The sequence below is a fragment of the Mycobacterium persicum genome (assembly GCF_002086675.1).
GTDB lineage: Bacteria > Actinomycetota > Actinomycetes > Mycobacteriales > Mycobacteriaceae > Mycobacterium > Mycobacterium persicum.
The window spans coordinates 1-23100 of record NZ_MVIF01000093.1 but is presented as its reverse complement, the minus strand read 5'-3'; the positions used below and the strand labels follow the sequence as shown (position 1 = coordinate 23100).

Here is a 23100-nt window from a genome sequence, read left to right as displayed (position 1 = left end):
GGCCGGGTCGCTGGGGGCCTAAGGGGGTGGCTGGTTTTGGGGATCGTTTGCGGTAGGCTTTCGACCTGCCGCCGCGTCGTTTCGGCGGCAGCGGGCTGTGGCGCAGTTTGGTAGCGCACTTGACTGGGGGTCAAGTGGTCGCAGGTTCAAATCCTGTCAGCCCGACAAGAGGAAAGTGCGGTGACCTGCTGCGATGCCGCGGTCGACAGAACGCGACGCGGGCCGCTGGGGACCATTTGGGGACCAGTAGCGCAACGGGTAGCGCAACGGGCTCGAAAGAGTGTTCACAGCCCGAGCGCTCCGCTCCAACCGTCGACTGCACTACGGGCCGCTTGCTCGGACGTGTGCCCGTATATGTCGCCTGTGATTGCGATGGAGGAATGGCCGAGCAGGTCGGCTACAGCCCTGATGTGAACGCCGCACTCAAGCCATGCAACCGCAACGCTGTGACGCAGGGTATGCACCCCGACACCCTCGACGCCGGCAGCCTTAGCCGCAGCCTCGACGACCCGCAGCAGGTTCCGGGGTTCGACCGGCCCGCCGAACTCATTGGTGAACACCAGGCCGCTGTCCCGCCATTGGTTCCCCGCCCGCAGCTTCTCGGCGGCCTGGGCGGCCTTGTGTTTCCGCAGCATCGCCACCAGGGCGGGGGAGAGCGGCACTGTGCGCCGCGAGCGCTCCGTTTTCGGTTCGGAGCTGTCCAGCCGTTTGCCGACCCGGCCGAGCGTCTTGCGGACCTTCAACCAGCCTTCGTCAAGGTTCACGACGCCGCGGTCCCACGACAGCGCCAACGCCTCGCCACGACGCAAGCCGGTGGCCGCGATGAGCGCCAGCGCCGCGTAGTAGCGCGACCCCTCAGCGGCCTTGAGCACTGCGGCGACATCGCCCGCGGCCAAGTGCCTAGCCTCGTGGCGCTCGACCCCTGGGCGCGCGACCAGTGTCGCGGGATTGCGCGCTATCAACCCGTCACGCACCGCACCGTCAAGCCCGGCCCGCAACACCGTGTACACCTGCCGGACAGTCGAGTCGGCGAACGCCCGTCGCGGTTCGCCGCCCTCAGTCGCGGCGGGCTTAGTCTCAGCTTTCATCGCCAACACCATCGCGTCGATATGGCTGGCCTTGAGCTGGTCGAGTCGGATAGCGCCGAATGGTGCTGCTTCTAGGTGCTTCTGGGACAGGCGCGCGTACAGCTCGCGGGTCGATTCCTTGCGGTCGGACGCGGCTAGGCCCGTTGCCCGCCAGTACGCCAACCACTCACCAATGGTTTGCTTGGAGTCGCGCACCGGGGCGCCAGCGTCCAGCCGTTCCCGCGCCTTGTCCAGCTTGTCCTTGACGATTTTCCGCGTACGGCCATACGCGACATAGCGTTTCGTCTGCCCGTTCTCGTCTCTGTACGACAGAGCACCCTTGTATCCGGCAGGCTTGCCGTTCTTTTTCCACGGGTAGATGCTGCCTTCGCCGTTCGCGTTTCGTGCCATCGTCATGCCTTCTTTTTGCCGGGGCTGGTGGGGGGTAGTAGGCCCGCCTTGCGCGCCAGGTCGACGTAGCGGGCCGCCATCCTGTCGGACTTGCCGAACGCTGCCGCGACGGCTTGGGTGGGTCGAGTGTCGATGTGTTCGCGGTAGACCTCGGCAACCTTCTGCAATTGCTCCTGTGACATCCGGGAGCGGCCGGTTCGGACGCGCCTCACATTGGCGACAGCAGCGGCCCGCTCGCCTTTGCCTTTCTCTCCGCCGATGGTCTGGACCATCCAGTGCCCTGTCTGGTCCTGTGCCCATGTGCAGGCGGCGACGATTTCCTCAAGCCAGTCGCTCAAGTACACATAGCTGAGGTCTTTGTCTCGTATCTCGGGGCCGTCGGGCCGTGCACGTAATACCAATTCGGTATACACCGGAACACCTTGGCGTACTTCGATTTTCAGGCCAAGGTCGGGTTCAGACGTACCGCCGCGTACCTCTACGTAAATCTGCTGTGGGACTTGCCGGTCGCCGACGGTGGTCATCGCGCCCTCGTCATAGAAGGCCCTGCCGTGGCCGCCGAACAAAGGAACTTCCTCTAGCTCTGGCACCGGATGCCTCCTAGCCTAGTCATCTAAAACCTAGCCGCTGACGAGGACAGTATGGCATCTGTTTGGGATGCTGTCCACGACCGCTTAAACGCAGGCGGTCACTCGCTAACAAAGGCAGGGAGTATCGAAATGGCTGAACAGGGGCCGCTGCTCGTACCAGTGCCAGCCGTATGCACAAAGCTCGGTGGCGTCAGCCGCACGACCGTCTACGAACTGGTCAAAAGTCGCAAGCTCGTCAAGGTGAACATTGGCCGCCGCGGGTTCATCACCGCGGAATCGCTTGCGGCATATGTGGACAAGCTCAGCGAGGCCGCTACCGCATGAGCCGCGTAACTAGCGCGAGGGGAGCGGGACCGCCCTCAAGTGAAGTGCCGGCCCCACAAGGGGAACCGGCACCTACGACTGGGCAAGTCGATACGAAGATTGTAGCCGCGCAGCAGACGGCCTGGTGGTCGGTGCGGCAGTACGTCTTGCCGCTGCTCCAATCAGTCGGCGCCTGGCCGCTGCTCGGCAGTCCAGAATGGTGCTCGCTCGACCCCGACGACCCGCGCAAAAAGGCAGCCGTCTACGACGGCGCTCAACACTGGGCGCTGCGGCTGGAAACATGCCAGACCACTATGGCCGACGCCGGTCGCGCCGTCTCGGGTGCCCTCAATTGGGCTGAGGCCAGCCGGGATATCCGCCAGCGCCAGCGGGCCATCAGTGACGGCGCCCACATCCCGCGTCAGGGGGTGTCGTGATGCCCGACATCCCCTATGGCACTGACTATCCCGACGCGGAGTGGATAGACCGTGACGGTGAGCCGATTCGCGACACCGAGCTGCTCGCTGATGTGCACCGCTTCGCCGGGCAATTCCTGGCATTCCCGACGGCGCACCATCTGGTGGTCGTCGTGTTGTGGATTGTGCACACATGGGCGGTGAATGCGTTTTACGTGACGCCGCGGCTGGTCCTCGACTCACCCGAGCCGGGCAGCGGCAAGACGAGGGTGCTGGAAGTGCTTGCGCTGCTGTGCCGCAACGCCAAGCTCACGCTGTCGACCACCACCGCCGCGTTGTATCGACGCATCGCGGCCGCTGGCGAGCAGCCACCGACGGTACTGCAGGACGAAGCGGACGCGGTGTTCGGCCGGACGAACAACCCACAGGCCGAGGACCTGCGTGCGCTGTTCAACGCCGGATACAAGCGCGGCGCCACCGTTGACCGGTGCGAAGGCGACTCCAAGAACATGCGGGTGGTGGAGTTCCCGGTGTTCGCCCCGGTGGCCCTGGCGGGGTTGGCGGGCAAGATGCCGGCCACTATCACCGACCGGGCCGTCACCCTGCACATGAGGCGACGGGCACCCGAAGAGCATGTCGCCGAGTTCCGCGAACGCGACGCCGCTATCGAGGCCGCAGCGCTCAAGGTGCGGCTGGAGCAATGGGCGACCAGCAATCTGGACATCCTGTCGGCCGCGCGGCCGATGATGCCCGATGGTGTGCGCGACCGCCCCGCTGAGGTCTGGGAAGCGCTGCTTGCCATCGCAGAGCTGGCGGGTGGGAACTGGTCCCAACGTGCGCGGGAGGCGTGCAGATTCTTCGTGCTCGACAGTGGGGCCGAGGACAGGCTGTCGCTTGGTATCCGGCTGCTGAGAGACATCAAGACGGTCTTCGGTGAACTGGACCGGATGTTCTCTGCCGACATAGTGGCCGAGTTGACCCGCGACACCGAATCGGAGTGGTGCGACCTGTGGGGTAAGCCCCTCGACCAACGTCGTCTAGCAACGGAATTGAAGCGCTACGGGGTGCGGTCAAAAGAGGTCCGCATCGGCACGCGCAACGCCAAGGGCTACACCGTGGCCGAGGACGATGGGCTCGGCCAAGCCTGGCACCGGTACTTGTCTCACGCCGGTATGCGCGACAAGCGCGACAAGGGCGACATTGCAGGTCAATCCGTCGCGGATGTGTCGCGGATAAACCGTGAGCGCGACATCCGCGACACGTCCGCGACACCCGAAACATCCCCTGAACAGCAGTTATTCGAAGATGTCGCGGTTGTCGCGGATGTCGCGCACAGTGATGGGATGTGCAGCAACGGTATGGATGGGCATTGCCGCGAGTGCCGCGACCCTATCCCGGAGCACATGCGTTCAGCCCGCATCCGGGGTGTGTGCACGCGATGCACCGCGAAGGTGACCCGGTGGACCATCGCGCCACCAGAGACGGCCCGGATATCTGACCCGCATGACCCGCAGACCCGCACCGAGCATCATCACCGCAGCTCAGACGACATAGACGGGCGCGGGTCAGAGCGCGGGCCAGAGCGCGGGTCAGACCCGCCTGCGGGGTATCTCCGCGGGTCTGCGGGTCATGCGGGTCACAGATACGGACCATCTCTGGTCACGTCGCCGTGCTCCCGATGTGGGCAGGACATGTACGCGCCGGCGTCGGTGGCTCGCGGCCACTGCGAGCGCTGCCATTTGACTCGCGCAGCTAACTCGGGCGGTGCCGCATGACCGCCGTCGTGATCGCCCTCGCGGCCGGTGGCTGCCGCGCCAGCGTCCGTTTCCGCTACGACCGCGCAGTGGTGGCGCTGATAAAGGCGACCGTGCCCCGCTACGCCCGCTCATGGAGTGCGCAGGCCCGCTGCTGGTACATCGACCCCGACTGGACTGCGGTGTTGGCGGTCGAGCTGGTCGGGCACGGCCATAGCGTCACCAGGCCATCGGACGCCCACGCGAGCGGAACTGACACCTGGGCACACCATCTGTTCCGCGCGGTCGGACCACAACGCGCACCGGCCGTGCATCGCGCGCTGAGCCGTGTGTTGCACCCCGACAACGCCGACATCGGCTGTCCGCTGCTGCAACGCCAATTAAACGATGCACGAGCCGAGTTAGAGCCGCGCGCATGAACACCGGCGTCGTGGCCCGCTCCCGCATCCGCGAGGCCGTGTTGACCCTGCTCGCGACGGGAACATGGGAACCCTGGCCGACCATCGTCGGCGTAGTCAGCCAATACACCGGCGCACCGCCGGAATTAGTCGAACGCGCGCTGTGGCGTCTGTGGCGGACTGGGGCGATAGACATTCGCGGCCGGGGACACCGCCGGCAAGCCAAAACCAAAGAGAGGAGACCGTCATGACCATCACCGACGACCAGTACGCCCAGCGCGTCCGCGCAGTCCTCGAACACGCTATGTCCGCCCTGACTCCGGAGGACTACGCCGCCCGCGTCACCTATTGCCGGGACAACAACTGCCCAGGCATCCGCATGCACCCCGGTGACGATGGCCTGATCGAGTTCCGCTGGGGCGGCCGACGACTCGCGATGGTGCACGCCGACACCCTCAACAACGACCGCCCCATGCAATTCGGGCTTGTCAACGACCAGCCGACGCCCGACACCGTCCCAGATGAATGGACACGCTGATGCGCGACCAGATCGATCTCCCGATCGACAGCGCGACGATTGACGCGGTGCGCGGCGTCGTCACCGCAGCGCGCCACATGAGCGACAACTACGCAGTCGCCGCCCAGCACTGGACCGCCGCCCTCACGCGAGACGAGCTGGTCGAAGTGATCACCTTGTTGGGCGTGTTGTTGACCATGCCGACCGTGACCGCCGTGACCACCGGGGGTGAATCGTGACTCTGGGATTCTGCTCCACGGGACACCGCCACGGTGTCCCTCTGTGTGTGCAGTCAGAAAAGCCGATCCAAAAATCAGGAGGTTGACCATGGGTGGTCCTGGTAGCGGCCGGTCTTGCAATTCGCGCGCGAGTTCGGTTTCAGCGCGGGAAGAATCGCGACGAGGTGCAGGAGCCACTTGTTTCCTCGGAATCCGCGAGGTCCGCGAGGTCCGCGAGGTCCGCGAGGTTTTCACCACCCTTTTCATCCGGCGGCCGAAGCCCGGTTGGCGTCGCTTCCAGTCGATTCCGGCGACGATGATGATCCGTTCGCTGGATAGCTTCGGAATATGGTTGTCCGCTGCTAGAATTGGTGCAGCTCGGTATCTCGGAGCGCCGGGAGCCGCCAGAGGGCGGCCAGCCCGGACACGGGTCACCATGCACGACGACAAAGCGATTCCGCACGTCTGCCAAGGTGAACGCCGTTGAATAACATCCTCTTTCGCAATGCTGAACTGAAACCAGGTTCGGGCCGTCAGGTCTTCGGGACCGTTGTCCCTTACGGCGAGGAAATCACCGTCCGTGACTTCGATGGAGAATACCGGGAGCGGTTCGCACCCGGCGCCTTCCAGCGCAGCATCACCGAGCGGGGCCACAAGCTGAAGCTGCTGGTGTCCCACGACGCGAGGACTCGCTATCCGGTTGGTCGGGCTGTGGAACTCCGCGAGGAACGGTTCGGCCTGTTCGCGGCGTTCGAGATCGCCAACACCCGCGACGGAGACGAGGCCCTGGCCAACGTCAACGCCGGTGTCGTCGACTCCTTCTCGGTGGGGTTCCGGCCTATCCGGGATCGCCGCGAAGGCGACGTGGTGGTCCGGGTCGAAGCCGCGTTGCTCGAGGTCAGCTTGACCGGTATCCCGGCCTATCCCGGTGCGGAAATCGCTGGTGTGCGAGCGCAATCTCTTGTCATTCCCCGTTCGATAGCCGAAGCCCGGCTATCCCTTCTCGATTGGTAGACCAATGACTGAAATTCAAGATATGACCGTGGAGCAGTGCCGCGCTGAGGCGCAAGGGTTGCTCGACTCCACCGATGGCGACTTGGCCGGCCCGGCCGCCGAGCGCTTCCAAGCGTTGACCCGCCGCGCCGAGCTGCTGCGGCAGCGTCAGGCGCAGCGGGCCGCCGAGGCCGGGGACATGGTGCGTCGGCTCCGTGACGGCGATCCTGGGTTCGCCCTCGAAGGGCCTGGCGGCATGCGCCGCATCGACGGCACGCCGCTACCCGGATACGCCGCGCCGTCGCACTACGGGGACGAGGACCGGCCGCCCGTCGACCGCCAGCGGGACACCGCCTTACGCACCGTGGACCGCAGCCACAAAGACGGCCTGCTGACCGCTGGCGGCGCTGAGGTGGTCGAGCGGCTGGTTGGGTCCGGTCCGGCCCCGGCGCGCTCCTGGGCGGCCCGCTGGGTCACTGAAACGGGCTCGCAGCATTACCGCAACGCGTTCTGCAAGATGCTGGCCGACCCCACCCGCGGACACCTGCAATGGGATGCCAGGGAACAGGAGAGCTGGCAGCGGGTGACCGCACTGCAACACGAACAACGGGCGATGTCGCTGACCGACGTCGGCGGCGGATTTTTGGTGCCCTTCGAGTTGGACGCATCCGTGCTGCTCAGTAGCGACGGCTCCAATAACCCGTTAATGCGGATATCCCGTGTCATAACAACGGTTTCCGATACCTGGCACGGCGTCACATCGGAAGGTGTTACGGCGGAATGGCTTCCGGAAGCCTCGGAGGCCGCCGACGCCAGCCCGACCCTGACGCAGCCCGCCATCCCGTCCTACAAAGCGAGCGTCTTCGTGCCGTTTTCCGTTGAGCTGCAAGGGGATGCAACCACGCTCATGCAGGAACTAGGGCGGCTGTTGCAGGACGGCGCCGACCAGTTGCTTGCCACGGCCTTCACTACGGGTAGCGGAATCAGCCAGCCCAGCGGCATCGTCTCCACGCTGGCCGATGTCCCGGCGTCGGTGGTCAGCGGTGACGGCTCCGAAGTCCTTGCCGCAAGCGACATCTACAAGGTTCAGAATGCGCTGCCGCCACGGTTCCAGCCGCGAGCATCATGGACCGCCAATCTGGCCATACTGAACTTAATCCGCCAATTCGAGACAACCAACGGTGCGTTGAAGTTCCCCGAGCTGGCGGCTAATCCGCCAATGTTGTTGGGCCGCAACGTTTACGAAAACTCGAACATGGACGGCACCATCAACGCGGCAGCCACCGAGAGCAACCATGTGTTGCTGTATGGGGACTTCAGTCAGTTCGCAATCACTCTGCGCACCGGGTCGTCCCTTGAGCTGATACCGCATCTGGTTGGAGCCAACCGCCGGCCAAGGGGTGAACGTGGCGCATGGTTGTGGCTGAGGGTCGGCTCAGGAGTGTTGGTAGACAACGCCTTCCGTGTCCTGCGCGTGAGCACCACGGCCTAAGTCTTCCCTGACGTGGCCCAGGTGTGGGTCCTCCTTCCCCGTCGACCGGCCACGTCAGGGGAAACCGCGCGGGCGGGCCGGAGTTCCTGGGGAGGCGTTGACCGGCACGCCCGCGCGGACCCAGGGGGGTGGGTCGGCATCGTTGTACCCACCGTCGTACCAAGACCGCCACGGGTGATGGAGTTTCGCAACCTGATGCTCGATCTGTTTTTTTGGGAGGATGTGTTCTATGACGACGTTTCCGCGTTGCCCAGCGGGACTACAGGCCCGCGGTCGGGCACTGTGGCGTGCGGTGCATGAGTCGTTCGAACTCGATCCGGTTGAGTCAACGGTGCTTGCGGAGTTGTGTCGCTGTGTGGACCGGATCGACGGTATTGAGGCTGAACTTACTGGTCAGCCGCTCACCGTTTCGGGGTCTGCGGGTCAGCCGCGGGTGCATCCGTTGCTGGGTGCGTTGCGGGAGCATCAGAAGCTGGCGGATCGGCTGGCGGTATCGCTGGGGGTGTCTATGCCAGACGCTGCGGGCAGCGGTAGGCCGTCTGGGCATCAGCGGAAGGCGGCTAAACGGCGCTGGAATGGCCCGAAAACGGGCTCTGTGACCGCGATTCGGGGTGTTTAAGGGTGCGTTTGCGTGGCGAGATCGACGCAGGCCCGAGCTGGCCGCCGGACGATTCTTGGCCTGAGCGCCTGCGCGCGTTCCGGCGGGCGGACTGGCCGGCATCGAGCGACGAGGTGGCGCAGTCGGAGTTCGTGTCGGCGCAGCTTGCGTATCTGCCGACGAATCGGGCACGGCTGGCCGTGATTCAGCAGATGACGGCGACACCGGCCCGGCCACCGGGCACGGGGTAGCGCAACGGGTAGCGCAACGGCGTCTGGTTCTCGGGTGTTCGTGGCTGTCCGCGCCTGTACCGACAAGCGGCGTTGACCTGCGATAGCGGACGTTAGCGAACGCCAGCAAACACAGATTTTGAGTCTGGGGGTCAAGTGGTCGCAGGTTCAAATCCTGTCAGCCCGACAACATTGAAACATCGGTTTACTTGCAATTATGCTCTTTTCTGCAAACCTCCAGTCATCCATGCGTGGGGCGATTTGGGGTCGATTTGGGACCAAAATGGGTTGTCGAGCCCGCGCAACGGCCAACTCCGCGGTGGAAAGCACCAGGTCGCCATCAACTCTGCGCTACCCAACTAGACCGCTGGCAAGTAGGGGATTGTTGTTCGCTGGTCTGTCAGCCAGCGGCGCGGAATTCGTCGAATCGTTCGGCCAGCCGATCGGCTCCGGGCCGGTCGGACGCTCGCGCTGGCAAGGTGAGGAGTCGGCCGTCCATTTCTTGGAGGCCGTGCCGGAGCATCGGCCCATCGATTTCATCCATGAGGGCGCGGTTGATGTGGACGACGTAATCCGGCGAGATGCCGAGCAGGTTTGCGTCGAAAGCAGCGTGGTGGATTTTGCAGAGGCTCAGACCATTCTGGACTATCGGAAGGCCGTGCTGTTTGTTGTCGCCGATGATGTGGGCAGCATCGAGGAGCTTGCCGTGCCGGAGTGTGCAGATGGTGCACTGTGTTTGGTACGCGAGGAGGATGCGTCCTCGGAATTCGGGTTGATGGAGACGCTGTTTGACGATTCGTTCGGCGTATTCGCGTTCGGCGGGTTTGAGTTGCAGCGGGTTGGAGACGAAGCGAAGGCTTTCGTCGAGGGCGAGGATGAATCGTCGATTGTCAGTGTCGTCTGCGACCACATAGACAGGGAATATCGGCACAAAGATGCCCGGGCGGATGGTGCGGAGCAAGATGATTGGCAGGCCGAGTTCCATTGCGCGCCGCATCTTCCGGTTATCGCCGTCGGTGCTGCCTGCCCGGTAGTCGTATGCGTAGAGCGAGTCGCCTACATGCGTATCTGCGTACGGTCCTTTTGGGTTAGAGATCACCGACAACGTGGCTAGGAGTTTATTGGGGTTCCGGATGCCGCGGCTGCGGTCAATGACTCGCCAGTGTTGGTCTCCGACTTGAAGTCGTTCGAGTTCGGCCCGACTGACTACGCCGTTCTCGGCCACGATGTCGGCGAGTCTTTCGAAGATCAGTTGGCGAAGATGCAGCTCAACCGCGCTGTCCATGGCTGGAGTCTTACAGGGTGGCCAGGGTTTCGGCGATGTCTTTGGTTAGCAGGTAGAGGTCCAGGTTGGCTGGATCGTCGGCATCGAGTGGTTCGAATCCGAACCGTTGCCACCAGCGGAACGCCTCGACGTTGAGAGCAGTGACCACGACCGCACGACAGGCAGCCTTGATATTCAGTTCGGCCGCGGTGGCGAGGATGTGCTTGACCATCTGGGTCCCGAGTCCGAGTCCGGCCACGCGGGTTGCGGTGGCCAGGCGGCCGATCAGCAGCGCGAGAATCTGCCGCGGTGCGCCCTTGCTCAGAGTTTTGGGACTGGTGGAGCGATCGACGGAGGTCATCGACAAGCTCGCGTAGCAGACGACGTTGTGGTTGGCGTCGGTGATCACCCACACCGCGGCGGTGTTGCCGCGTCGATTCTGGCCGGCGTAGCGACGCAACCACTCGTCTAATGTTGTTTCGCCCGAGGTGAATTCGTTTCGGTGGTGTTTGTCCAGGTCGAGTAATGTTGGCCGGTGGAACTGCACCTCAGTCAAGCCAGGTGAACTTCGCCGGCCGTTGCAATGCTGCTGCGAGCCTCTCGTTGACCTGTGCGGGACGGTTGAGCGCTTCGGCAAAAGCGGCCGCAGCATGGGGGGAGAGGTGGATGGTTTGTCGTTCGGCGAGCACGTCGTCGGCTGCACGGCTAGCGGCTTGGAGCACAAACGCCGTCACACTGAGGTGGGCTCGCTTGCCGCCTCTTCTAGTCGCCGTTTGGCGGCGGCGTCGACCCGCAACTGCAAACGGTCGTCCTTCATCGAAGTCATGTACTCACAATGGCAGTACATTCGGCTTTCCGTCAAGGACACGCGAGCAATTCGACTGTAGGTCCAGCCGTAGACAGATCGTTGGATCGCTGTAATCGAGGTGCATCCGGAGCATCCGGACCGGTATACGACGACGCCCCGTCGTGGCGCGCGAAAGTGACAGCGCTGCGGCCAGGCTTGGTGCGCGGCAGCGGAACCTGTCAACCTGAGTGAGGTGCCGTTGCGCGGTATTTACTGAGTTTCCTCCTGTGGTTGGTCGGGTCGGTTGATCCATGAGGTGTTGGGGATCTTGGGCGGTTCGGGTGGTTTGTGGACGAATCGTTCGGGATGTGCGGCGTAGGCGCTGGCCAGGACGGTGGCGCGCTTGTCACGGATTGTCTCGGCCAGACCGTAGTGGATGTCAGCGGCGGTATGCAGGCCCAGTCCGGTGTGACGATGTTCGTCGTTATACCAACCGAAGAAGATGTGGCAGTGCGTGCGGGCGGCCTCGATCGAGTCGAACCGGCCGGGGAAGTCGGGTCGGTACTTCAGCGTCTTGAACTGGGCCTCGCTGAAGGGGTTGTCATTGCTGACGTGTGGTCGGCTGTGTGACTGGGTGATGCCGAGGTCGGCCAGTAGGAACGCTACCGGCTTGGATGTCATTGAGCTGCCGCGATCGGCGTGGATTGTCAACTGGTCGCGCTCAATCGCCTGCTTGGCGCAGGTCTGTCGAATCAGGACCTCGGCCAGCGCGGCCGATTCGCGGCTGGCCACCATCCACCCAACGACATAGCGCGAGAAGATATCCAAGATGACATGCAGATAGTAGTAGTTCCATTTCGCCGGGCCGTGCAGCTTGGTGATGTCCCACGACCAGACCGAATTCGGTTGGCAAGCAACCAGTTCCGGTTTGTGGCCACCTGCGTAAGGGTGAATTTCTCGGCCTGACCCGCGATGCGATCACTGTCATCGGCCAGGCTCGGTGGCTTCGCACTCCGGTCGGCAAGCTCCACACCGACCGCTACATCCCATTGCACCCCCGCGTGGACGAGCTTCTGGCGCAATGGCTTTCCACCCACCCCCCGCAGCCCGGCAGCAGTTTGATGTTCACCGACCGCGGCCGGCCGATCCCCGGTCGCCGTGTCGACAATGCCGTGCAAGCCGCTGCCCGCGGGGCCGGAATCGGCCACGTCACTCCACACCAACTTCGTCACACCCTGGCTACCCAGGCCATCAACAACGGGATGAGCCTGGAAGCGATCGCAGCACTGCTCGGACACGCCTCCATGTCGATGACAATGACCTATGCCCGCATCTCCGAGCGCACCGTCGCCGACGAATACTTCGCCGTCGCAACACACGTCGAAAACCTCTACACCGAAACAGCAGCCACCCTGCCCGCCGAAGCCGAAGGCCCCAACATGCGACGCCTGCGAGGAGAGACCACCCGCCTGCTCGGCAACGGACACTGCACCCGACCCGCTGCCCTGGACTGCCGCTACGAAACCATCTGCGAAACCTGTACTCACTTCGCCACCACCGAGGAGCACCGTCACACCCTGACCAATCAGCTCGCCAACGCCACCGAGCGCGACGAACCGCGCCGAACCGTCTACCTCCAACTGCTCAACCGGCTCGATCCAGCCGGCACTTGACAGTGATCACCCGCATAAGCGTGTAGTTTTGCCTGCACATCCACCACGAAGCGGGACTTGGCCAGCTCCTGCTCCAGTCGCTGTTTGTCGGCTTCCAGCTCGGCGATCCGCTCGGCCTGCGGGTCGCGTCGCTTGCGTCCGCGTGGGGCAGCCAGCCCCGCCAACGCTCCGGCGTCGCGGGCTCGTCGCCACTCCACGATGTGGCTGGAATACAGCCCCTCGCGGCGTAGCGCCGAGCCTTTTTCGCCATCGGGTGCCGCCTCGTAGGCGGCCAGTACCTCCGGCTTGTACTTCGCAGTGAACGTCCGGCGCCGGGCACGTTCGGGCACCTCGGGATCGGGACGTGGCGTTCCATCGTCGGCGATCCGACCAGGATGTTCCATCCCGGTCGCTGGAACCAACGTCGTTACCTTGCTTGTCATCTCGGGGAGTCTCTCCATCCCCGCCCTCGGGTCACTAATAGCTAATAGTCAGGGGGCGGGCGCCTCAACCCAGGTTGGCAGAGAGGGACTGCATCAAACGCCATCGGAGCTGCCTTCGGAGCTGGGATGTCTAGACAGCCATTACCTCAGCGTGTACGTAATGCAGAACGGTAGAGTAATAGCTATGGACATAACCATTACCGTGACCCGCAAGGGGCAGACGACGCTTCCGGTCGCCGTTCGTCGCAAGCTCGGTTTGGCCGATTCGGGCGGAGTGTTGCGCGCACACCTGAACGAGGAGACCGGGGAACTCATCATCACCAAACCGCCGAGTGTCAACGAGTTGAGCGAACGCGTTAGTCGCCATATCAAGCCGGGCACCCCCGCGCTGCTGGATGTCGATGACTTTTACCAGTCCGAGCGCGGGTCGTAGTGTGACGCCCACATTTGGCGGTTCACTTGACGCCAATGTCGTTCTCCGCCTGCTGCTTAACGATGTTCCGGACCAGCACGCGGCGGCAGTCGCACTACTTGAACGTGCCGATGCGCCATTCGTCGTGTCGGACTTCGCCATCATCGAGGTGGTCTTCGCTCTGTGCCGCCACTACGAGTTCAGCCGTGCCGCGGCAGCCGAGGCGATCGAGGGCCTGATGTCGTTGACCCAGATCGATTGCAACCGTGTCCTGTTCAAGCTCGCACTGCCGTTTTTCACCGATCATCCGAAGCTGTCGTTCGAAGATTGCTGCCTGGCCACGCATGCGGAATTGTCGAACGCGACACCATTGTGGACCTTCGATAGGAAATTGGCCGGCCAGGCCCAGTCGACCCGACTGGTGCCGATTTAAGACATGCACCCTCGAACTCCGATTGCCGTGAGTGCTGGATAGATGCCGGGTTGGATATCCAGGCTGACCCATGATGCCGTGTCACCGGGAATTCTGTTGGCTGGTCACGTGTCCGCGGCCGGACAAGACACTTCGTCCAGGCGGGGACCGGTTTGGGACCACACATTATGCGCGGTGGGTGGCAACTCAAGTCCTACCGCGTCGTGCCCGGCAGGAAGCCATAGTGAGGTTGTCAGCGTTTAACGCGCACGTCGATGCCTTCCTCATGCGGCACGAAGTGCGAGTCGCTGAACCCCTTGTTGACCCGTTCCGGCTCGGCCTGCGCGGGGTCAGGGAGCACCTCGGCGAGGCTTTCGGCGTCGACCAAATGCCCGCAGTCTTCAGGCGGCGCGGCGCGGTCACCGTCGACGACAACCGCTGCGGGACAGTTACTCTCGTCGTGAAGAACTTCTTCGAGACGAATGCGATCGCCGGTCTGCGTGCCGATTTCGTCCGGCAACCTACGGTCCACGCCTATCGGTCGCTGCTGGACTTTGCCGCCACGATCCATCGCGCCGACACCGAACGCGCCTGGGCGCTCGACCACCCGCGAGAACTGGCTCGTGGGGTGCTGGTCCGGCTCTCGCTGAGTGAGGGAGACGTTGACGCCGCGTGGGAGGCCGCCGACCGCTACGGTCCCGGATGGGCATGGCAGGAACTCGCTACCCAAGGCGCCGAGGCTCGGCCGGTAGCCGCCGCGGATCTGTAGCGACCGTAGCTCGAGAACGACCTGCGGCATCCCAACACCAAGCTCTACCCGGGCATTGCCGCAAAGCTGGCGACGATGGCGAAGCTGTATGAAACCGGCGGTCGCAGCGCTGATTTCGCGTCGTACATCGCCAAGGTCCGGCAAGAATACGGCAGGCGCCCCTCGCTGATGAAGGCGCTCGAAGCGAAGGGGCTCTGAGCGCCGTCACTCGCTGGGCCGGGGTGTGAAAAGTACGGCTGCGTCGACCCCATTGTTGGCGTAATTGCGCCACACTTACTCATGACAGCGCTCGCTGAGCGCTTTCGCCGCTGTGGACACCTTCATTACCAGTCGACGTTCGCGATCCCTGACCGCAGTGAAGTGGTAGTGCTCGTAAAAGGACTGCGCTTCGCCGTCGATGGCATCCACCACAACGGGTCCACATGTCTTGCGCGATGCCGGACGATCTGCGGCGGCCGCGGTTCGCGCACGCATCGTCAGCCCCCCGTCGGAGCCGACCTCGACAATGGCGAGGTGCGGCGGTGCGGCGCGACGCTGCCTTACCGACCAGACATCGACTGAGCGCCAACGGATTTGCGAACGAAACGTCCGGTGCGTTGTTGAGTGCGCTAACCAAACTCCCTGCAGGACAATGGCTTACATTCAGATCAAACCGCGCAGTGCTCGTCGCGGTAGCCGGCGCAGCAGCCAGCGCGGCAGCCGCCGTCGTCGCGCCTCCGGCAGCCGGTGCCGACCCGGTCGTCGACCTGATGGACAGGCTGCCGCCGGGCTACAGCGAAAGTTCGTGCCATTCTGTGGACGGGCCGATGGCGGACCCGGGAGCGATAGCCATGGTGGAATGTTCCGGTAATTCGTTGCCGGGCGGCCCAACAAGCGCGCGCTACACACTGCTCCGCGATACCAGCGCGCTAGAAAACCTTCACGAGCATGTACCACTCACACCACTTCAGGCCCGCCCACTGCCCTGGATCGGGCGCCACGCCGGCCTCTTGGACTCGACCGGACGGCCGGCCCGGTGGCTCGATCGCTTGCGGCATCGTTGAAGGCGACGTCGCTGCCTTGCTGTGGACGAACGACTCCGGTCCGCTCATCGCCTTGGCCCAAGGGGGATCCGAGACCAATAGCCTGCCGGGGCGCGGCGTCGACGCCCTGTGGCAATGGTGGTCCAGTTCGGTATTACCCGGCTGATTCGCCCGCCGCTTAGCCGCATTAGGGGACTCTGGCCGCCGGGGACGAACCGCTCACGTGGCGACGCAGCCGGCCGCTGACAGCGACCTTGCGAGCCAGCCAAGTTCAGCATGCCCACCCGGCGCTCACGCGTTACCACGGAGGCACATTGCCGGTGCTATCCGAATTGGGCCGATAAGAGGTCAAAAGGCTCTGTTTGGAGAATCAAAAGGCTCTGTTTGGAGAACTCTCGACCGCTGAGACTGAGTAGTCGGGATCGCGACGTTGGCATCGGTTGTCGATCCCGGCCGATAGCGCCGGAGGTTCACAGGGCAAGAGCCGGCCCCGGGTGATGTCTTCGACACTGCAAAGGAGATCTCGGTGGAAGACACGACCGAACGCCAGGTCACCGGTGAAGAGCGGCAGGCCGCCGAACACCCGACTACGGTCGCTGAGCCTAGGCGCCCGCGCGCGCTCATCGCCGGACTCGCGGTGACCGTCGTCATCGTCCTGGTCGCCGCGGTGGTCGGCTTCGTCATGGCGTTTCACGCAAAGCGAGAGGCGAATCGCAATCTTCGCCAGGCGACCAGCCTTCGCGTGGTCGCCGAAGCTCAGGCGATCCTGGCCCGTACCCGTCCCGGGACGGACATCACCGCCTTTCAAGGACTGGTCGCGGCGCAGCGACTTGCGCCAAGCCCTGATGACGGTCCGTTACGCAGCGTGCTGGAAGACAACTACCGGGCATTGAAAATCATCGAGACATCCTTCCAGCCACCCAATAGCGTCACCGCCGTCGCGTTCAGCCGCGACGGGCGGCGCATCATCGCAGGCGATGACTCGGGGGTAGCTGCCTGGAACGCCGAAACCGGCCAGCCAGTCGGCGAGCGGGAGCACCTCCGCGGTGCCCCAGACGTGGTGGTCAGCCCGGACGGCACGCGGGCCGTCGCCCTCTTGCGGGACAAAGCGCAGGTATTGGATGCCGAAACCGGCCATCCGATCGGCGACCCAGTGAAGCTCATCGGCGTCGCGTACAGCATGGCGATCAGCCCGGACAATGCACGGCTCGCCTGCGGCAGGAAGGACGGCACCATTCAGATCTGGGATCTCAACACCGGCCGAACCGTCGGTAATTTTCTTGCGGGGCACCAGGATACGGTCCTCGCAGTCGCGTTCAGCCCCGACGGTGGCCGGATCGTCTCCGGCAGCCGGGACAAGACGGTGCGGGTGTGGAATGCGGCCACCGGTCAACCCGTCGGTCAGCAGATGACCGGTGGCTCGGTGCTCAGCGTGACGTTCAGCCCCGATGGCACCCGGATTGCCTCCGGCAACGACGAGGGCACCATACAGCTGTGGAACGCCGACGTGAGCCAGGCAGTCGGCCCACCGATGACCGGCCACACGGGGAACGTGTACAGCCTGGCATTCAGCCCCGACGGCACGCGGATCGTCTCCGGCGGTCAGGACAAGACTGTGCGGCTATGGAATGCCGACACCGCAGAGCCCGCCGGCCCGCCACTGGTAGGCCACCGATGGACGGTCGCGACCGTGGCGTTCAGTCCCGACGGCAAACGAGTCGCCTCCGGCGGCGGGGATCGGACAGTCCGACTGTGGAGTGCCGAACCTAGCCCACTCGTGGGCCAGTCGCTGACCCCGCCCGGCTGGAGCCCACAGCCACCCGGCTGGCTAGCGAACGTCAAAGTGGCGGTCAGTCCCGACGGCAGGTGGATCGCCTCCGGTGGTAACGGCATCGCGCTGTGGGACCCCACCACCGGCCAAGCCATCGGCACCCCGATCACCGGATACGGAGAATTCGTGGCGTTGAGCCGCGACGGCAAGCGGATCGCCGCGATCGGTGACGGGAAGGTCCATGTGTTGGACGTGAGCACCGGCCGACCCTTGGGCGCCCCGGTGGAGAACTGGGACGTGCGAAGTGTCGCGTTTAGCCCGGACGGCACCAGGATCGTCTCCGCCGGGGACGACAAGACCGTCCGGCTGTGGGACGTGGCTACCGGCCGACAAATCGGAGACCCTATGACCGGCCACAGTTCCGATGTGAAAAGCGTCGCATTCAGCCCGGACGGCACGCGCATCGCATCGGGCAGCCTCGACGGTGTGCGGTTGTGGGATGTCACGACCTGCCGGCAAATCGGTAGCCCGATGGTGAGCACCGGCACGGAGACCAGAGGCGTCGAGAGCGTCGCCTTCAGCCCCGACGGCACGCGCATCGCCTCCGACGAGGTTCTCGTCTGGGGCAACAGGATTCGGTTATGGGACTCGGCCACCGGCAAACCCGTCGGCCGGCCGATGACGGCGAAAACGGTGATGAGTGATCCGGGCCTGCTCAAACCCGACATGAGCATGGCGTTCAGCCCCGACGGCAAGCGGATCGCTTCCAATATGTGGGATCGCACCGTGCGACTGTGGGATGTCGCCACCGGAGAACCCGTCGGCGCTCCGCTTCGGGGCCCCACCGCGGACGTAACGAGCGTGGCATTCAGCCCGGACGGAAACTTCCTCGTGTCCGGAAGTGAGGACGGGACCGTCCGGTTGTGGCTCAACTATCCCGACGCGACGTCGGGACTGTGCGCCAAGCTCTCCAGCAACATGAGCCGCAGGCTGTGGCAGGCCTGGGTGTCGCCCGACATCGACTACGTCGAAGCCTGCCCCGGACTTCAGATCAAGAAAGAATACGAGTGGTAGGTCCCATGAGCGGCAACGAGGCGGTCAACAACGAGATCGAGCAGATTCTCCCGCGCGACCCCCAGCAGCGCCAGACCGCATTGGAGCTATTGCGTTCGGCGTTCATTCCCTGGTTGGTCACCATCAATCCCGACGACGATCAACCGATGCGGCGGGCGGCGCGCCAGGCCGATCTGCCCGAGGCAAGCCGCCCACTGATTGACGCGCTGGTGGACAAGGGGCTGCTGGTGCGCGACGAACGCGACGGGCAGGTGGTCGTGCAGGTGGCGCCGGAAAGCCCGCTGTATCAATGGGATGAGCTGGCCGGCTGGCTACGTGCCGAACGGCGAAACCTCACAACAGCCGAAGCCCACGCCGCCGACCTGCGCAGACGCGTCCGCATCCAGCGCGCCGTCCTGGCCGGCACCGTCGTGATCGCCCTTGTCGGGGCGATCGTGGCCGTGGTCGGGTTCATTCGAGCCGTCGACGCCAAACACTTGGCGGACACCTGGAATAGGGAAGCGATCGCCTTGAAATTGAGCTCGCAGGGACAGGCCATCCTCGCGGGTGTTCGCGCCGGAGGCGATATGCGGGGGATCCAGCAGATCCTCGCCGCACCGGCCATCGCGCCCAGCACCGACATCAGCGCGCTGCTCACCGCGGTGGTTGAGCGACAATCCACGATCAAGATCATCCCGGCGCCCGACGCCGTCAACACCGTGGCGTTCAGCCCCGACGGCCGCCGCATCGTCTCCGGCGGCGCCGATAACACGCTGCGGCTGTGGGACGCCGCCACCGGCACTCCCGTCGGCGCCCCGCTGACTGGCCACACCGCCCCGGTGCTCAGTGTGGCGTTCGGCCCCGACGGGCGGCGCATCGTCTCCGGCAGCGACGACAAAACGCTGCGGTTGTGGGATGCCGCCACCGGTGCGCCTATCGGCGCCCCGCTGACCGGCCACACCGGCCCGGTGGAAAGTGTGGGCTTCAGCCCCGACGGGCGGCGCATCGTCTCCGCCGGCGGCACCATCGCCGACGGCACGGTGCGGTTGTGGGACGCCGGCACCGGCCAGCAGATCGGCGCCCTGCTGACCGGCTACAGCGGCCCGTGGGACAGTGTGGCGTTCAGCCCCGACGGGCGGCGCATCGTCTCCGGCAGCGGCCCCGTCGGCAACGTCGGGCCCGGCACGGTGCAGGTGTGGGACGCCGACACCGGCCAACCGGTCGGGCAACCGCTGACCGGCCACACCGGGCCGGTGTTCAGTGTGGCCTTTAGCCCCGACGGGCGGCGCATCGTCTCCGGCAGCGCCGACAGCACGGTGCGGTTGTGGGACGCCGGCACCGGTCAGCCGGTTGGCGCTCCGCTGACCGGCCACACCGGCCCGGTGGCCAGTGTGGCGTTTAGCCCCGACGGGCGGCGCATCGTCTCCGGCAGCCCGGACGGGCGACGCACACCCCCCGGCCCAGTCGAGTGCACGCTGCAGTTGTGGGACGCCGGCACCGGCCAGCAGATCGGCGCCCCGCTGACCGGCCACACCGGCGCGGTGGCCAGTGTGGCGTTTAGCCCCGACGGGCGGCGCATCGTCTCCGGCAGCGACGATAAGACACTGCGGCTGTGGGACGCCGCCACCGCTCAGCCCATCGGTGCCCCGCTGACCGGCAACACCGCCTCGGTGGCCAGCGTGGCGTTCAGTCCCGACGGGCGGCGCGTCGTCTCCGCCAGCGCCGACACGGTGCGGTTGTGGGACGCCGGCACCGGCCAACCTATCGGCGCCCCGCTGACCGGACACACGCTGTGGGTGTCCAGTGTGGCGTTCAGTCCCGACGGGCGGCGCATCGTCTCCGGCAGCGCCGACGACACGCTGCGGTTGTGGGACGCCGGCACCGGCCAACCGATCGGCGCCCCATTGACCGGCCACACCGCCTCGGTGTCCAGTGTGGCGTTTAGCCCCGACGGGCAGCGCATCGTCTCCGGCAGCTACGACAAGACCCTGCGGTTATGGGACGCTGCCACCGGTGCGCCGATCGGCGCCCCGCTGACCGGTCACACCGACCCGGTGACCAGTGTGGCGTTCAGCCCCGACGGGCAGCGCATCGTCTCCGGCAGCACCGACACCACACTGCGGTTGTGGGACGCCGCCACCGGTGCGCCGATCGGTGACCCGCTGACCGGCCACACCGACTCGGTGACCAGTGTGGCGTTCAGCCCCGATGGGCGGCGCATCGTCTCCGGCGGCAGCATCGCCGACGGCACGGTGCGGTTGTGGGACGCGGGCACCGGCGAGCAGATCGGACCAGCACTGAGCGGCCACACCGGCACGGTGTTCAGTGTGGCGTTCAGCTCCGACGGGCGGCGCATCGTCTCCGGCGGCCTCGACAAGACACTGCGGTTATGGCCGGGGCCCGCGGCCTGGCCTGATCTGTTGTGCGACAAGCTCGTCGCGAATATGAGCCACAAACAGTGGCACGACTGGGTGTCCGCCGACATCGCCTACATCAGGCTCTGCCCGAACCTGCCCGTCCCCTAGCGCCCAAGGAGCCGACCGGCCTCAACATTTGCGGCAGAAATCGGAGAGAGCTTCCCCCGAGAGGTAGTGATACGCGGTGGCGCGCCCAATTCCGAACGCAGCGGCCAACTTACGCACCGCTGCACCTGTGAGCTTTTGCCTACCGAACAAATCGGTGACGCGTCGCGCACCCAGGCTCGACAGTTGATGCCTCGACCCGCAGGAGAAGGCGCTGATGAAAAAACCGCAATCACCCTGGTGGTACCCGGAACTCGGCGGATCGCCCCCCGGGCCGCCGTTGCCGCCGGGTTGGTACCCGGATCCGGTAGACACCAGCCGGCGCCGGTACTGGGACGGCGCGGTGTGGGACGCATCGCCATACACCCCTGCGTCCCGGGATCAGGCCGCGATGGCCGCGATGATGGTCGTGGAAAACCGTCCACCCGATAGATCCGATCGAACCCCTCGAGGTGGAGAAGCTTCCGGCCTGACGGTCACCAGGGGAATCTCGCTGATCTTGCTGGCGCTCTTATTCGGGTCCATTGCTTCGGCGTCCTTACCCGAAGGCCCTACACATTGGAACGAATATGCCACCGCGGGGGCCGACACCATCTGGCGCACTTACTTTCTGGCAATCCTGACGCTCTGTGTCGGGGCGTTGGTGCTGGGCATCCTTTCGCTGACAAGACCCGCAAGTCACCCGATGTTCAGCGTTATCGAAGCGGCAGCGGTAATCATCGTCGGGTTAGCCGGCTGCGTACTTGGGGTCTTGTCTGTCGGTAATGGAACCGATATGGCGACCCCGCTCACCTTTCTCGGTACTGGCGCTCTGTTCGCACTCGCCGGTGGAATCACGACGTTGCTGTCCGTAATTGCGGTCGTCGACCGACGCCGTTCTGGTGCTCAGCCGTCACCCGGGCCGCTGCCGTCCGGTGTGCAGCCCGGTCCGTTGGGTTTGCGGTTTCTCGCCCGGCTGATCGACGGCCTGCTGGTCGTCATTGTCGCGGTGCCGCTGGCCGTGCTGGCGGAAACTCACATCGGGGCTACCGGCTTATTCCCCGGCTTGTTTTCCGGGTTGCTTGCCTTCAGCTACTTCGTGGCGTTCGAGGTGAGTCAGGGCTGGACCCTGGGCAAGAAGCTGCTGGGTATGCGGGTGCGCGGACCGGCCGGCGCCGAGAAACCGACCGTGCGGCAGTCCGCCGTCCGTAACCTCTTCACACTGCTCGCGATCATCCCCTTCATGGGCGAAGTGCTCGTGCTCGTCTGCGGCATCGTGATCGCGGCGACCATCCAGTCGAGTCCCACCAAACAAGGCAAACATGACGAGTTCGCCGGCGGAACCCACGTGGTCAAGTATTGACCCCGGTGACCGGTGACCGGCGTCGGCGAAATCTGATGCGTCACTTCTGCCGTGCGCAATAGGCAAGATCTGCGGATCGGCGTGACACGCTCTCATTTCCGCCCGCCGGGTCGAAGCGGGCGGCCGGACTCCGGAAGCACAAGGGCGATCAGTCTCGCCATGGGTTCCAATCTGTATCCCCGACACGCCTTCAACCGCACACGAGGAGCGCCTCATGACCGCTACCTACGACGAGAAGCAACGAATGGTCTTCGGCGCCAACACATATCGGCGTGAGGCGGACCCGATGAGTTTGAACGCCATCCCGGCCGCGGGGGAGCCCGGGCCTTTGGTGACCCGCCGGCGTCGCGATGATCGACTCGATCGGGTTGGTCCGATCAATTTTCTACGGGTGGGGGCTGGTGCTGGGTGGCTCGGATGGCAGCTCGAACAGTGATGGATCGGCGAGGACCACTGCCGTGGGCACATCGCCTTTGCGTGTCACCAACAGCGGGGTTCGATACACATATCCGCGATTGCCGCATTCGTCGCTCATAGCGGTGTCGGTCTGGATGCCTCGAAGTGTGCCGTCAGGCTGCGGCTCTAATCCGAAGTTACGACGGGTTCTGACTGGGGATTAGTGTTCTGAGCTGGCGATATGGGCTGCTGTCTCGTCCTGATGTGT

The 23100-nt window shown here is 64.8% G+C and carries 25 protein-coding genes, 1 tRNA gene and 1 pseudogene; 19 read left to right on the top strand and 8 right to left on the bottom strand.

The window, feature by feature from the left end:
* The first annotated feature begins 91 nt into the window (after positions 1-91).
* A tRNA-Pro gene (locus BST40_RS22310) sits at positions 92-165 on the top strand.
* A 119-nt stretch (positions 166-284) separates the two neighbouring features.
* Here BST40_RS22310 and BST40_RS22305 read toward each other — a convergent pair.
* Positions 285-1478: a tyrosine-type recombinase/integrase gene (locus tag BST40_RS22305; protein ID WP_075549532.1), complete on the bottom strand. Its 1194-nt coding sequence runs from the start codon at positions 1476-1478 to the stop codon at positions 285-287.
* Between the two features lie 2 nt (positions 1479-1480).
* Complete coding sequence (locus BST40_RS22300; RefSeq protein WP_131808371.1) at positions 1481-2068, bottom strand: DUF6214 family protein; 588 nt, start codon at positions 2066-2068, stop codon at positions 1481-1483.
* A gap of 129 nt (positions 2069-2197) precedes the next feature.
* On the opposite strand from BST40_RS22300, the gene BST40_RS22295 reads away from it, so the two are divergent.
* From BST40_RS22295 to BST40_RS22255, 9 genes are all read left to right on the top strand, one after another.
* On the top strand, positions 2198-2392 hold the full coding sequence (locus BST40_RS22295; protein WP_075549530.1) for a helix-turn-helix transcriptional regulator: 195 nt from the start codon (positions 2198-2200) through the stop codon (positions 2390-2392).
* On the top strand, positions 2389-2808 hold the full coding sequence (locus BST40_RS22290; RefSeq protein ID WP_075549529.1) for a DUF2742 domain-containing protein: 420 nt from the start codon (positions 2389-2391) through the stop codon (positions 2806-2808). Before BST40_RS22295 ends, BST40_RS22290 begins: the two co-directional genes overlap by 4 nt.
* Positions 2808-4562 carry a DUF3631 domain-containing protein gene (locus BST40_RS22285; protein ID WP_089025265.1) on the top strand — a complete coding sequence of 585 codons (1755 nt, stop codon included), beginning with the start codon at positions 2808-2810 and terminating at the stop codon, positions 4560-4562. The genes BST40_RS22290 and BST40_RS22285 overlap by 1 nt, the downstream gene beginning before the upstream one ends.
* Positions 4559-4960, top strand: a complete 402-nt coding sequence (locus BST40_RS22280) for a hypothetical protein (protein ID WP_075549528.1) — start codon at positions 4559-4561, stop codon at positions 4958-4960. The genes BST40_RS22285 and BST40_RS22280 overlap by 4 nt, the downstream gene beginning before the upstream one ends.
* 226 nt (positions 4961-5186) lie before the next feature.
* Positions 5187-5477, top strand: a complete 291-nt coding sequence (locus BST40_RS22275; RefSeq protein ID WP_075549527.1) for a hypothetical protein — start codon at positions 5187-5189, stop codon at positions 5475-5477.
* Complete coding sequence (locus BST40_RS22270; protein WP_131808370.1) at positions 5477-5695, top strand: hypothetical protein; 219 nt, start codon at positions 5477-5479, stop codon at positions 5693-5695. Before BST40_RS22275 ends, BST40_RS22270 begins: the two co-directional genes overlap by 1 nt.
* Positions 5696-6157: 462 nt before the next feature.
* Complete coding sequence (locus tag BST40_RS22265) at positions 6158-6688, top strand: HK97 family phage prohead protease (RefSeq protein ID WP_075549525.1); 531 nt, start codon at positions 6158-6160, stop codon at positions 6686-6688.
* A 4-nt stretch (positions 6689-6692) separates the two neighbouring features.
* A complete protein-coding gene (locus BST40_RS22260; RefSeq protein ID WP_075549524.1) occupies positions 6693-8159 on the top strand; it encodes a phage major capsid protein in 1467 nt (488 codons plus the stop codon).
* Between the two features lie 621 nt (positions 8160-8780).
* Positions 8781-9008, top strand: a complete 228-nt coding sequence (locus tag BST40_RS22255) for a hypothetical protein (RefSeq protein WP_075549523.1) — start codon at positions 8781-8783, stop codon at positions 9006-9008.
* Positions 9009-9387: 379 nt separating this feature from the next.
* Here the strand turns inward: BST40_RS22255 and BST40_RS22250 are convergent, their stop codons facing one another.
* The 4 genes and pseudogenes from BST40_RS22250 to BST40_RS22235 form a co-directional block, all read right to left on the bottom strand.
* Positions 9388-10272, bottom strand: coding sequence for an HNH endonuclease (locus BST40_RS22250; protein WP_075549522.1), 885 nt, complete (start codon positions 10270-10272; stop codon positions 9388-9390).
* Between the two features lie 10 nt (positions 10273-10282).
* Positions 10283-10798, bottom strand: a complete 516-nt coding sequence (locus BST40_RS22245) for a GNAT family N-acetyltransferase (RefSeq protein WP_075549521.1) — start codon at positions 10796-10798, stop codon at positions 10283-10285.
* A 1-nt stretch (position 10799) separates the two neighbouring features.
* On the bottom strand, positions 10800-10940 hold the full coding sequence (locus BST40_RS33365; protein ID WP_479682716.1) for a type II toxin -antitoxin system TacA 1-like antitoxin: 141 nt from the start codon (positions 10938-10940) through the stop codon (positions 10800-10802).
* A gap of 368 nt (positions 10941-11308) precedes the next feature.
* Positions 11309-11968: pseudogene (locus BST40_RS22235) on the bottom strand (transposase); the annotation flags it as partial.
* A gap of 8 nt (positions 11969-11976) precedes the next feature.
* On the opposite strand from BST40_RS22235, the gene BST40_RS22230 reads away from it, so the two are divergent.
* Complete coding sequence (locus BST40_RS22230; protein WP_082275666.1) at positions 11977-12711, top strand: site-specific integrase; 735 nt, start codon at positions 11977-11979, stop codon at positions 12709-12711.
* Here BST40_RS22230 and BST40_RS33360 read toward each other — a convergent pair.
* A complete protein-coding gene (locus BST40_RS33360; RefSeq protein WP_131808369.1) occupies positions 12669-13133 on the bottom strand; it encodes a hypothetical protein in 465 nt (154 codons plus the stop codon). The two genes, BST40_RS22230 and BST40_RS33360, sit on opposite strands and share 43 nt — an antisense overlap.
* A gap of 184 nt (positions 13134-13317) precedes the next feature.
* Here BST40_RS33360 and BST40_RS22220 point away from each other — a divergent pair, with 184 nt between their 5' ends.
* Both BST40_RS22220 and BST40_RS22215 read left to right on the top strand, forming a co-directional pair.
* Complete coding sequence (locus tag BST40_RS22220) at positions 13318-13566, top strand: AbrB/MazE/SpoVT family DNA-binding domain-containing protein (protein WP_075549518.1); 249 nt, start codon at positions 13318-13320, stop codon at positions 13564-13566.
* A 1-nt stretch (position 13567) separates the two neighbouring features.
* Positions 13568-13978, top strand: coding sequence for a PIN domain-containing protein (locus tag BST40_RS22215; RefSeq protein ID WP_075549517.1), 411 nt, complete (start codon positions 13568-13570; stop codon positions 13976-13978).
* Between the two features lie 232 nt (positions 13979-14210).
* Here the strand turns inward: BST40_RS22215 and BST40_RS31925 are convergent, their stop codons facing one another.
* Positions 14211-14441: an IS1096 element passenger TnpR family protein gene (locus tag BST40_RS31925; RefSeq protein WP_241780355.1), complete on the bottom strand. Its 231-nt coding sequence runs from the start codon at positions 14439-14441 to the stop codon at positions 14211-14213.
* Between BST40_RS31925 and BST40_RS31920 the strand changes: the two genes are divergently transcribed.
* The 6 genes from BST40_RS31920 (at position 14346) to BST40_RS29620 (ending at position 22872) form a co-directional block, all read left to right on the top strand.
* The gene (locus tag BST40_RS31920) at positions 14346-14726 is read left to right on the top strand and encodes a hypothetical protein (protein WP_075549516.1); all 381 of its coding nucleotides are present in this window, start codon (positions 14346-14348) and stop codon (positions 14724-14726) included. The genes BST40_RS31925 and BST40_RS31920 overlap by 96 nt on opposite strands.
* A 75-nt stretch (positions 14727-14801) precedes the next feature.
* Positions 14802-14924: a hypothetical protein gene (locus BST40_RS32620; RefSeq protein ID WP_255246028.1), complete on the top strand. Its 123-nt coding sequence runs from the start codon at positions 14802-14804 to the stop codon at positions 14922-14924.
* Positions 14925-16274: 1350 nt separating this feature from the next.
* The gene (locus BST40_RS22195) at positions 16275-18593 is read left to right on the top strand and encodes a WD40 repeat domain-containing protein (protein ID WP_075549514.1); all 2319 of its coding nucleotides are present in this window, start codon (positions 16275-16277) and stop codon (positions 18591-18593) included.
* Between the two features lie 5 nt (positions 18594-18598).
* The gene (locus BST40_RS22190; protein WP_083155624.1) at positions 18599-21097 is read left to right on the top strand and encodes a WD40 repeat domain-containing protein; all 2499 of its coding nucleotides are present in this window, start codon (positions 18599-18601) and stop codon (positions 21095-21097) included.
* Positions 21098-21311: 214 nt separating this feature from the next.
* Positions 21312-22436, top strand: coding sequence for an RDD family protein (locus BST40_RS22185; protein WP_082275663.1), 1125 nt, complete (start codon positions 21312-21314; stop codon positions 22434-22436).
* A 214-nt stretch (positions 22437-22650) separates the two neighbouring features.
* Positions 22651-22872, top strand: coding sequence for a hypothetical protein (locus BST40_RS29620; RefSeq protein WP_142276785.1), 222 nt, complete (start codon positions 22651-22653; stop codon positions 22870-22872).
* Positions 22873-23100 lie beyond the last annotated feature (228 nt).